The following is a 10,359-nucleotide window of genomic DNA, read 5'->3' as shown; positions in this document are numbered from 1 at the left end:
CGCTTCGCCCGCCCAGCCCGCTTCGCCGGCCCGGGCCACCCGACCGCCCCGCCTCGGGCGCTAGGTTGGCGCGCATGGCCGATGCCGAGGTGCGGGCTGCGACGCCCGCCGATGCCCCCGAGATCGCCCGAGTGCAGCTCTCGACCTGGCGCAGCGCCTACGCGGACCTGCTGCCAGCGGAAGTGCTGGCGGGCTTGGACGAGGCGGAGACGACGCGGCAGTGGACCGAGGCGGTCGCCGGTGGTCCGGTGGCGGTGCTGGTCGCCACCGAAGGCGACCACCTGGTCGGTTTCTGCGCGGCGGGCGCCGCTCCCGAGCAGGAGGCCGCGGCGGCGGACGGCGCGGTGCCGCCGGACCTCGCCGAGGTGGCGTGGGTGAGCACGCTGTTGGTGGAGCCGCGGTGGGGACGTCGCGGCCACGGCGGCCGGTTGCTGGCGACGATGGCGCAACGCCTCGCCGACGGTGGCGCGGCCCGCGGCATCAGCTGGGTGCCGGAGGCCGATTCGGTGTCGCTGGCGTTCTTCGAGCACGCGGGCTGGTTGCCGGACGGCACGGTCCGCACCTTGGACGCGGGCGGCCGACCGATGCGCGAGCTGCGCCTGACCGGCCCGCTGGACCTGGACCTGCACTGACGCCACCGAGCGGCCAGCCCGCCGAGACCGGGGCCTCCGCCGTGCTCGACCGCCGAGGCAGATCCCCGAGCGGACCGGGCCGGTAGGCCGTTCACCTGCTCCGACCGTGCGGGATGCGGCGGGCCGCCACCCGCTGCGCAGCGCAGGCCGAGTTCGGCGTCAGCACCCCGTCACGCATTGCTAGCCTGTGGCGGACCGCACTCCGACGCCCGGGTGGACCTGTGCTGACCTCGATCGGCTTGATCGCGACCGCTTTCGGCATGGCGGTGGCCTCCGCACTCCTCCCCGTGATCAGCGTGGAGATCTTCGTGATCGGCCTGGTCGTGAAGAGCCCCGAAGTCCCGTGGTGGCTGCTGGCGCTGGTGGTGACGATCGGCCAGATCGGCGGCAAGTTGCTGTACTTCTACGCGGCGCGCGACGTGATCCGGCTGCCGCGGTTCCTGCAGCGCAAGAGCGAGCCGGGCGAGCCCCGCGGCCGGTGGGCGGCGTGGCTGGAGCGGTTCCGCCTCGGCTGCCAGCACCGTCCGATGTGGACGGGCGGGGTGCTGCTGCTGAGCGCGGTGGCGAGCCTGCCCCCGTTCCTCGCGACCTGCGTGGCCGCCGGCTGGGCGCGGGTGCCGCTGAGCACCTTCCTGGTGACTGGCCTGGTGGGGCGCTTCGTCCGGTTCGCGGCGCTGGCGGTCGCACCAGGAGCGATGATCGCCTGGTTGTGAGCGTGCGGACGCCGCCGCACGCGGTCCACGTCCGGTGCGACGGCGCCCGCTGCTCGTGAACAGCACGGATCGGCGCTCATGTCGATCAGGGCAGCGGCAGGAGCTTCCCGGGCACGTCGGCGAGCGAATCGAGCAGGCCCAGCACCGGAACGCCCAGCGGCGCGAACGTCCAGATGTTGTTCAGGTCGCCGGTGTCGGGCTCGTCGACGATGACGACGCCGCCCGGGTCGGGGGCGGCCTGCGGTGCGGCGATGGCGGCGGTGGCGGAACCGAGCAGGGCGGTCCCGGCGAGCGCGGTGGCGGCCAGGCCGCGGCGCACAGCGGTGTTCATCAGCGGTGTTCCTCTCCGATCGGGCAGCTGGCGGTGGGTCAGCTGAGGGCGTCGAGCAGGCCGACGACGGGGTTGAGCGCGGCGGTGGGCAGGCCGACGGTGGGGCTCAGCAGCCCGCCCGCGTCGACGCCGGGGATCACCCAGATCGACGGCGGGTCGGCCTGCGCGACTCCGGCGCCGAGCCCGAGCAGGGCGAGGCTGGTGACGGTCGCGGCCGTCAGCCTGGCGAGGCTCTTCGACATGGTGCTTCTCCTCGTTTCTCTCCATCCCGCCCGAACCGGCGGGAAGTCGGACGCCCCACGGCGGCTCGCCACCGCGCGGGCGGTTCAGCAGACCGAGTCGGTGGGCTTCGGATTGCCCAGCCCGAACAGCGGCCGCAGCAGCAGTCCCGCGTAGGTCCCGATGATGGCGACGACGCCCCACAGCCAGCCGTGCAGGCTGAACGAGGCGATGCCGGAGAAGTAGGCGCCGATGTTGCAGCCACCGGCGAGCCGGGCCCCGAGTCCCATCAGGATCCCGCCGAGCACGGCGCCGACGGCGAGCCGCCACGGGATGCGGCGGTGCAGCACGAACGCGCCGGCCGCGGCGGAGGCCACCAGGGCGCCGATCATGATGCCGAAGTCCATCACCGAGATCTTGTCGGCGAGCACGGACGCGTCGAGCTTCGCGGCGTTCTCCGGCACCGTCCAGAACGGCGCACCGGAGATGTCGACGCCGATCCAGCCGAGGAACTTCGCGCCCCACAGGCCGAACGCGGACGTGATGCCCCACGGTCCGCCGGAGATGAACAGGGTCAGCGCGTTCAGCCCGGCGAGCAGCAGCGCGCCGGCCCACAGCGGCCACGAGCCGCGCAGCACGCGCAGCAGGCCCTGCGCGGTGGGCGGCGCTTCGATCGGCGGCGGGGTGCGGCGGCGTTCGACGAGCAGCGAGACGCCCACGACCGCACCGATGATGAGCAGCGAGATCAGCAACGCCCCCGGGTAGCCGAGCGGGGTGTCCGCGAAGGACACGGTCGGCCCGGTCTTCTGCAGCGCGCTGATCCACGGGGTGAGGAAGGCGCTGAGCACGGACCCGGCGATGAACCCGCCGAGGGTGTAGAGGATCGCGGTCTGCCCGCTGCCGACGGCGAACAGGGTGCCGGAGGCGCAGGAGCCGCCGACCTGCATGCCGACGCCGAACAGGAACGAGCCGAGGACCACGCCCAGCCCGGCGGGCGCCACGGTCCCTTCCGGGGTGCCGGAGAGCCCGGCGCCGGTGCCGAGGATGACGGCGAACAGCACGCACGCGACGGCCAGCATCAGCATGTGCGCGCGCAGTGCACGCCCTTGCCCGACGGCGACGAGCTGCCGCCAGGCGGAGGTGAACCCGAACCGGGAGTGGAACAGCACGCCGCCGAGCGCGAGGCCGACGACGTAGAGCACGGCGAGCTTCCAGCCGGCCGCGCTGGCGACGGCGAGGCCGACGACGGCGGCGAGCAGGACGCCGATGGTGACGACGCCGGGGCGTGCGGGTGGTGCCTGCGGCGCGGGTGGCGCCGGTGTTCTGGGTGCTTCAGCGGTGTCCACTGCGGACATGTCGTTGCTCCTCGTTTCGGGGGCCGGTGGCGGTATCAGGGGGCCAGCGGCCCGGAGACCGCGACCACGGTGCCATGCGGAACCCACTGACCGGCGGGTTCGGAACCGTGCATTCCGCCACGCATGCCGGGCATGTCCATCTGCATCGCGTCGACCTGGGCGGAGGCGTAGATCACGACGGGGTCGTGCGCGCGTTGCCCGCGGGCGGCGAGCCAGGTGTGGAATCCGGCGACGGACGGCGGTTCGCCACCGAACGACGTGGACAGCGCCATGCCGTATTCCAGCGAGCGGTATTCGCGGGGGTCGAAGCGCAGCGGCACCGCGGAGCTGGCGATGCCGGTGGTGACGGGGCTGTGCAGCAGCCAGGGCGCGAGGTGCACGCCGTAGGCGTAGGTGGGCGCGGTGTGCTGGGTCGCCGCGACGGTGTCGAGGCGCCGGGCCGCGTCGGTCCAGCTGCCGACGAGGACGAGCGCGTTGTCGGGGGCCGGGCGGTCGCCGACGGGGATCCGGGCTTGCCGGGCGGCGTCGCGGACGACGTCGGCGGCGGCGCGAGATCGGGGCGAGTCGTCGCCGAGGACGGTGATGCCGGGCGCCCCGTTGCGCTGGACGTAGCCGACGAGGGTGCGCAGCGCGGCGGCGTCCTGCTCGGACAGCGAGTCGGCGGGGCACCCGTCGAGCGGGACGCGCTGCCCGGCGACGAGGGCGGCGAGCGCGGTGCTGGCGCATTCCGGCCCGTCGCCGGAGGTGGCGGCAGGCAGTCCGGGGCCGCTGCCGGTGTCGATTTCGACGTCACCGGTGGTGGCACCGGGGCCGTGGACCTCCAGTTCGCCGCGCCCGGCGGGCAGGTCCACTTCGGCCCAGGTGCCGGAGGTGCCAGGGCGCGCGACGGCGCGCACCGGGCCGCCGCCCGCGTCGACGGTGAACTCGTCGCCCGCGCTCTCCGGCAGGTGCACGAGGTTCTTGCCGGGCCGGTGCGGGGTGACGAGCACCGGCACGTCCTGGTCGCCGACGGCGGCGTGCGCGAGTCGCGGCACTCCCGGCAGCGGGAGTTCCCCGGGCGCCGGGATGCCGGGCAGCACGGTCCAGGCGACGAAGGCGGCGGCGACGGCGACCGCCCCGATCCGGTAGGTCCGCCACGGGTCGCCGCGGCGCAGCAGCACCACGACGACGCCGGCGGCGATCGCGGACGCCGTGATCAGCAGCAGCACGGCGCCGAGCGCGCCGAGCAGCCGCCGGTCGGCGATGCCGGTGAGCAGGAGTTGCGCCGCGGCGGCCGCGAGCAGCACCACGGCGAGCACGATCGCCAGCGGCCGCAGCCGCAGTCCGCCTTCGGGGCGCCGCTCGGCGGGCAGGGTGAGCGCGAACCCGGCGAGCCCGAGCCAGGTGACGGCGGTGGCGGTGACGAGGGTGGTGACGAGGAATTCCGCGGGCGAGTGCCCGAGCGCGCTCTCCACGACGACGAGCGCGGTGAGCGCGAATCCGAGGTAGGCGGCGGGCGTGGGCGCGCGCAGCGCGACCGGCAGCGCCAGCAGCAGCACCGCGTGCACGACGGCGACGGGGACGTTGATGTCGAGCAGCGGGATCGACAGCAGCGCGGCGACCGCGCCCACCCCGGCGGCGGCCCACGCGATCCAGGTGGTGGCGCGGCCGGTGCCGCGCACGGCGGGGCGCAGCAGCCCGAGCCCGGCGGCGACGACGGTGCCGCCGAGCAGCAGCACCCGCAGCACGAGCCCCGCGGCGTCCACTCCGGTCACTCCGGTGCCGGCGTGCATACCGCTCATGTCCATCGTGTTCCTCGTTCCGAACGGGTGCGGGAGGGTTCCGGGAACCCGGGAGGGGGGGGCCCGGGGGGGGGGGGGGGGGGGCGGGGGGGGGGGGGGGGGGGGGGGGTTGGGGGGGGGGGGGCGCCGCCGGGGGGGGGGGGGTGGGGGGGGGGGGGCCGGCGGGGGGGGCGCGGGCGGCGGGGGGGGGGGGGGGCCCCCCCCCGGGGGGGGGGGGGGGGGGGGGGGGGGGGGGCCCCCCCCCGGGGGGGGGTGGTCACTTCAGGTCTTCGTCGGCGACGACGAACAGTTCGGAGTGCGGTTTCGCGTTGCCGAACGGCCCGTGCGGCCAGCGTTCCCGGTTGAAGTTGATCCCGGTCTCCCCGGTCACCTCGTCCTTGAAGGACTCGTCGACGCTGACCTTCCCGTCGGGCGCGAGGTCGACCATGTTGACCTTGTGGTCGCCGTCGAGCCCGGAGCGGGCGACGAAGTAGTTGGACACCGCGAGCCTGCTGGGCTGCTTGGTCTCCTCGTACCGCCCGTCGGCACCTTCGGTGAAGTTGTCGTAGGCGCCCCAGTGCGGTCCCGCGCCCGGCTGACCGGGGTTGATGGGTGTCGCGCCGGCCAGCGTCGGGCAGTCCTGCCCGCCGCCGTTCTCGGCCTTCTCGACGGTGTCGATGGTGCACTGGAAGTCGTTCCCGGCCGCGACGATCTTGGAGATGTCGAGGGTGTAGACACCGCCGGTGGAGCCGGGGTCGTCAGGGCCGAGCGCGCCCTTCTGCCGCCCCTGCACCGCGCGGTACAGGAACCTGTCGTCGGGGCTGGTCTGGATCCAGCCGCCGTTGGAGCTGCCGCCGCGGGCGTCGTTGTTGGCCGGGTCGATGGCCTTGAGCGCCTGTCCGTCGTCGAAGACCTGCGTCCAGCGCGGCGCGGGTGCGGTGATGTCCGGCGTGTAGAACACCGCACCGCCCTGCATGGTCTCGGCGAACGCCCCCTTGTGGCCGGGCAGGTTGGTGACGGTCGTCTCCATCACGGCGCGGCTCTCGGAGTGCAGCGGGTCGGCCGGGTCGGCGCGCGGCCCGTCCGGCAGGTAGGACACGGCCCGCAGCTTGGGGTGGTTGCGGTCGGAGATGTCCCAGGTGCGCACGGTCGGCCGGCGCAGGTACGGCGACGGCTGCTTGACCGGGTCGAGGATGATGTTGCGCGGTTCCGCGTAGTCACTGGTGACCAGCGTGTTCAGGTCCTCGCGGGCTTGGATGCCGTGCGGGTTGGCGCAGGTGGGCTTGCCGAGCTGCGGCAGGTTGTCGCACAGCTTCGGGTTGTCGCCCTGCGGGGTCGCCGCGGGCGATTGGGACAGCACCTTGCCGTTCGGGTCGAACCGGACGACCTCGCCGGGGCTGCCCGCGAACCCGTTGCCGACGTGCACGGATCCGTCGTCGTACCGGTACGGGCCGGGGACGACGGGACCACCCATGTAGGTCCCGTAGGAGGTGCCGTCGGACAGCGTCCAGTACGCGTCGGGGACGGATCCGCCGAGGGTCTGGGTCGGCAGGCTGACGCCCTTGAGCTCCAGGTTCGGCAGCTTCGTGACGTCGAACGCGTAGGTGGCGCCGAGGAACAGCGCACCGGCGAAGATGGTGTCGCCCTTGTGCCACACGTACTGCATGTGGTGCGGCTCGTTCTCCACCAGCGGGCCGACGGTGGCGGTGTTGACGACTTCGCCGTAGGTCTCGGAGCCCTTGGTGGCGTCGATGACGGCGAGGAAGTCCGGTCCGGGCAGGGCGTCCCGCACCTTGCCGAGGCCGTCGCCGAGCGACCCGGGCAGGCCCTTGACGTCCTTGACCGCGGTGTCGGCGATGTTCTCGTCACCGGCCCACACCAGCAGCCATTCCTTGCGCTTGCCGTCGGCGGCCTTCGTGGCGGTCTTGCTGACGACGTGGTTGGTGACGGTGTAGTTCTTGCCGTCGGCTCCGGGCACCTGCTGCGTGGTGACCTGCACGTCGGCGTAGGCGTCGGTGCCACCGACGGGCAGCGTGACGGCGCCGACCGCGAGCAGCGCGGCGGCCGCTCCGGTCAGTCCTTTCCGCCATGCGCGCGAGGGGGTTCTCATCTTCTCTCCGGTCTCCATCTCGGTTCCACCAAGGTCTCGGCAACCGTTTCTTCTCGGACGGGTGGTTGTGGATTCGGACACACGTGTCCCCAAAATCGGTTTGCCGAATTCGGACCGAAACCGATTCAGGGCACACCTGGTCTCCGGAATTCACCGGAGTCAGGCAGGCGGCATCGCCCGCGGTTGGGGAGGAATGGTTTTCGGGGGAATTCTTCAACCCCGAGGGCTATCGCCCCGGCCGGGCACGAACCACCAGCGACGACTGGAACCGCTGCTCAGCGGGCCTGCTGCTGGGTCGGCACGTTCGCAGAACACGCCATTCGCGATTTCTTCGCGCGGGCGCGGCGGCCGATCAGCGACTACTACAGAGGGCGCTGGACTGGTGCTGCAAATCCACGTGCAAGCGGACCACCAGAGAGGCGAACCTGGACATGCGCTAGATCATGCGGCGCAACTGTACGCGATGTCAACTAAGCGCCCAAACCGTGAGATCCACGCGGTTCGGACCTGCGGAATTCAACGTCGGCGGGCGACGATCACCCGGAAGCAGGTACCGCGGGTGGACCGGACGCTCTACCGTTCCGCGTCCGCTTCCCCGCGCTGCAGCTCGATCGCCCGGCGCATCGCCTTGCGCCCCCGGTTCCGGTCGCCCGCCAGGTCGTAGGCCTGCGCCACGGCGAACCAGCACCGCCAATCGCCGGGAGAGCGCTCCAATTCGGCCTGCTTCTCGTCGAACCAGGCGTCGGCCGCCGCCCGCTCGACGCGTCCGGCCGGGCGGCGCGGCAGGTGCGAGACGTCCGGCAGCGCACCTTCGTCGTGCAGCAGCCGCGCGAGCCGCTCGGTGCTGGCGCCGAAGCGCAGCTGGTCCACCACCAGCAGCACGCCCAGCACCGGCAGCACGAAGATCGCCAACCCGAGCACCACGAACACCGGGCGGCCCGTGACGATCATCGTGATCGCGCGGCCACCCATCAGCACCAGGTACACCAGCAGCACCGCGCCCAGCACGAACGCGGCGCCCCGCGGCCCGAGCCCGCGCCGCCGCTCACCCTCGGACATTCACAGCCCCAGCACGGATTCGAGGCCCACGGTCAGCCCCGCCCGCCCGCCGACCTCGCGGACCGCCAGCAGCACGCCGGGCATGAACGAGCGCCGGTCGTACGAGTCGTGCCGGATGGTCAGCGTCTCCCCTTCGGTGCCGAACAGCACCTCCTGGTGGGCGACGAGCCCGGCCATCCGGATCGAGTGCACCGGGACGCCGTCGACCTTCGCGCCGCGCGCCCCGTCGAGCTCCTTGGTGGTGGCGTCCGGTGCCGGGTCCAGCTCCGCCGACTCGCGGGCCCGCGCGACGACCTCGGCGGTGCGCGCCGCGGTCCCGGACGGGGCGTCGGCCTTCTTCGGGTGGTGCAGCTCGACGATCTCCACCGATTCGAAGAACCGGGCGGCGACCTCCGCGAACTTCATCGACAGCACCGCGCCCAGCGCGAAGTTCGGCGCCACCAGCACCCCCACCTGCGGGTGCTCGGCGAGCAGCGAGCCGATGTTCTCCAGCTCCGCGGTGCCGAGCCCGCTGGTGCCGACGACGACGTGGATGCCGTTCTCCACGCAGAACCGCACGTTCGCCAGCACCGAGTCGGGGTGGGTGAGGTCCACCGCGACCTGCGCACCGGAGTCGACGAGCTGCTGCAGCGGGTCTTCCCGGTTGATCGAGGCGACCAGTTCGGTGCCGGGGTCCTCGCCGACGGCGCGCACCGCCTCGGAGCCCATCCGGCCGCGCGCACCGAGCACGCCGACCCGCACCGGGGATGCGACGGGGGTTTCCAGGGAAGTCACGAACGTGCCGCCTTTCTGGTGTGCTCCGGCCGGCGAACGGATTCCGGCAGTTGCTCGACGTTCTCGTACGGCCCGACGACGACCGTGGTCAGCGGGCGGCGCAGCAGGTCCGAGGCGAGTTCCGCCACGTCCTCGGCGGTGACCGCCTCGATCCGGGCCAGGGTGTCCTCGACGCTGAGGTGCCGCCCGTAGTTCAGCTCGCTCTTGCCGATGCGGCTCATCCGGGACGCGGTGTCCTCCAGGCCGAGCACCAGCCCGCCGCGCAGCTGGCCGCGCCCGCGCGCGACCTCGTCGGCGCTGAGCCCGTCGGCGGCGACCGATTCGAGCACGTCGCGGATCACGGTGGTCACCTCGCCGAGCCGGTCCGGCTGGCAGCCCGCGTACACCGAGAAGGTGCCCGCGTCGGCGTAGGCGGTCACCGCCGAGTAGACGGAGTAGGCGAGGCCGCGCTGCTCGCGCACCTCCTGGAACAGCCGGGAGCTCATGCCCCCGCCGAGCGCGGCGTTGAGCACGCCGAGCACGAACCGGCGGTCGTCGTGCCGGTGCAGCGCGCGGCAGCCCAGCAGCAGGTGCGCCTGTTCGGTGTCGTCGTGCTCCAGCACCAGCGGCTGCTGCTTGGGCAGCCGGGTGCGGCCGGTGCGCGGCGGCGCGGGCGCGTCCTCGCCCTGCAACCGGTCCCCGACGGCCTTGCGCAGCAGCCGCAGCACCTTGCCGTGCTCCACGTTGCCGGCGACCGCGATCACCATCTTCGGCAGCGCGTAGCTGCGGCGGTAGAAGCCGTGCACCCGGCCGCGGGTCATCTCGGTGATGGACTCCTCGGTGCCCAGCACCGAGCGGCCCAGCGGGTGGTCGCCGAGCACCGCTTCGGCGAACAGCTCGTGCAGCAGGTCTTCGGGGTCGTCGTCGCGCATCGCGATCTCCTCGAGCACGACGCTGCGTTCCACTTCGACGTCGGCGGCGGCGTTGACCGCGTCGAACACGACGTCGCAGAGCATGTCCACGGCCAGCGGCAGGTCCTCGTCGAGGACGTGCGCGTAGTAGCAGGTGTGCTCCTTGGAGGTGAACGCGTTGAGCTCGCCGCCCACCGCGTCGATCTCCTGGGCGATGTCCACGGCGGTGCGCCGGGCGGTGCCCTTGAACAGCAGGTGTTCCAGGTAGTGCGCGGCCCCCGCCTGCGGCCGGGTCTCGTCGCGCGAACCGACGCCGACCCAGATGCCGACGGAGGCGGAGCGGACGCCGGGGATCTCCTCGGTCACCACTCGCAGGCCGCCGGGCAGCACGGTGCGCCGCACCGATTCGGCTCCGCTGGTCGCCAGCACCCGGGTGGTTCCGGGCCGCTGGAGATGTCCCGCACGTGTCTGGTTCTGCTTCATCGTCCCCGGGTCTCGTCGCCGTTCGCCCTGCCA

At 73.2% G+C, this 10,359-nt stretch carries 10 protein-coding genes; 2 read left to right on the top strand and 8 right to left on the bottom strand.

All coding sequences use genetic code 11. The features are described from left to right. Positions 1-74 precede the first annotated feature (74 nt). Together LCD33_RS20390 and LCD33_RS20385 are read left to right on the top strand one after the other, a co-directional pair. Entirely contained in the window at positions 75-632 is a 558-nt protein-coding gene (locus tag LCD33_RS20390) for a GNAT family N-acetyltransferase (RefSeq protein WP_224959816.1), read from the top strand. A gap of 221 nt (positions 633-853) precedes the next feature. After that, a complete protein-coding gene (locus LCD33_RS20385) occupies positions 854-1,345 on the top strand; it encodes a hypothetical protein (RefSeq protein ID WP_224966768.1) in 492 nt (163 codons plus the stop codon). Between the two features lie 85 nt (positions 1,346-1,430). Here LCD33_RS20385 and LCD33_RS20380 read toward each other — a convergent pair whose 3' ends face one another. The 8 genes from LCD33_RS20380 to LCD33_RS20345 form a co-directional block, all read right to left on the bottom strand. Then, positions 1,431-1,676: a hypothetical protein gene (locus LCD33_RS20380; protein WP_224959818.1), complete on the bottom strand. Its 246-nt coding sequence runs from the start codon at positions 1,674-1,676 to the stop codon at positions 1,431-1,433. Between the two features lie 38 nt (positions 1,677-1,714). After that, positions 1,715-1,918 carry a hypothetical protein gene (locus LCD33_RS20375; protein ID WP_224959819.1) on the bottom strand — a complete coding sequence of 68 codons (204 nt, stop codon included), beginning with the start codon at positions 1,916-1,918 and terminating at the stop codon, positions 1,715-1,717. Positions 1,919-2,002: 84 nt separating this feature from the next. Beyond that, positions 2,003-3,250: a YeeE/YedE family protein gene (locus tag LCD33_RS20370; RefSeq protein WP_224966767.1), complete on the bottom strand. Its 1,248-nt coding sequence runs from the start codon at positions 3,248-3,250 to the stop codon at positions 2,003-2,005. 35 nt (positions 3,251-3,285) lie between these two features. Beyond that, positions 3,286-5,031, bottom strand: a complete 1,746-nt coding sequence (locus LCD33_RS20365; protein WP_224978153.1) for a DUF6239 family natural product biosynthesis protein — start codon at positions 5,029-5,031, stop codon at positions 3,286-3,288. Between the two features lie 256 nt (positions 5,032-5,287). Then, positions 5,288-7,120: a hypothetical protein gene (locus tag LCD33_RS20360; RefSeq protein WP_224960161.1), complete on the bottom strand. Its 1,833-nt coding sequence runs from the start codon at positions 7,118-7,120 to the stop codon at positions 5,288-5,290. Between the two features lie 573 nt (positions 7,121-7,693). Then, the gene (locus LCD33_RS20355) at positions 7,694-8,179 is read right to left on the bottom strand and encodes a hypothetical protein (protein WP_224978152.1); all 486 of its coding nucleotides are present in this window, start codon (positions 8,177-8,179) and stop codon (positions 7,694-7,696) included. Next, complete coding sequence (gene dapB, locus LCD33_RS20350; protein ID WP_374201671.1) at positions 8,180-8,953, bottom strand: 4-hydroxy-tetrahydrodipicolinate reductase; 774 nt, start codon at positions 8,951-8,953, stop codon at positions 8,180-8,182. Continuing rightward, positions 8,950-10,326: a pitrilysin family protein gene (locus LCD33_RS20345; protein ID WP_224966765.1), complete on the bottom strand. Its 1,377-nt coding sequence runs from the start codon at positions 10,324-10,326 to the stop codon at positions 8,950-8,952. Before LCD33_RS20345 ends, dapB begins: the two co-directional genes overlap by 4 nt. Between the last annotated feature and the right edge of the window lie 33 nt (positions 10,327-10,359).

Origin of the sequence: Saccharopolyspora sp. 7B, from assembly GCF_020177435.1 — a bacterium.
Taxonomy (GTDB): domain Bacteria; phylum Actinomycetota; class Actinomycetes; order Mycobacteriales; family Pseudonocardiaceae; genus Saccharopolyspora_C; species Saccharopolyspora_C gregorii.
Note: the sequence above shows the minus strand (reverse complement) of the source record. Positions and strands in the feature narration are given on the sequence as shown.

What these genes read in the sequence shown, in the direction of transcription:
- LCD33_RS20365 (WP_224978153.1), bottom strand. Translation starts at nt 5,031, where the DNA reads ATGAGCGGTATGCACGCCGGCACCGGAGTGACCGGAGTGGACGCCGCG.
- LCD33_RS20345 (WP_224966765.1), bottom strand. Translation starts at nt 10,326, where the DNA reads ATGAAGCAGAACCAGACACGTGCGGGACATCTCCAGCGGCCCGGAACC.
- LCD33_RS20390 (WP_224959816.1), top strand. Translation starts at nt 75, where the DNA reads ATGGCCGATGCCGAGGTGCGGGCTGCGACGCCCGCCGATGCCCCCGAG.
- LCD33_RS20360 (WP_224960161.1), bottom strand. Translation starts at nt 7,120, where the DNA reads ATGAGAACCCCCTCGCGCGCATGGCGGAAAGGACTGACCGGAGCGGCC.
- LCD33_RS20355 (WP_224978152.1), bottom strand. Translation starts at nt 8,179, where the DNA reads ATGTCCGAGGGTGAGCGGCGGCGCGGGCTCGGGCCGCGGGGCGCCGCG.
- LCD33_RS20370 (WP_224966767.1), bottom strand. Translation starts at nt 3,250, where the DNA reads ATGTCCGCAGTGGACACCGCTGAAGCACCCAGAACACCGGCGCCACCC.
- LCD33_RS20375 (WP_224959819.1), bottom strand. Translation starts at nt 1,918, where the DNA reads ATGTCGAAGAGCCTCGCCAGGCTGACGGCCGCGACCGTCACCAGCCTC.
- LCD33_RS20380 (WP_224959818.1), bottom strand. Translation starts at nt 1,676, where the DNA reads ATGAACACCGCTGTGCGCCGCGGCCTGGCCGCCACCGCGCTCGCCGGG.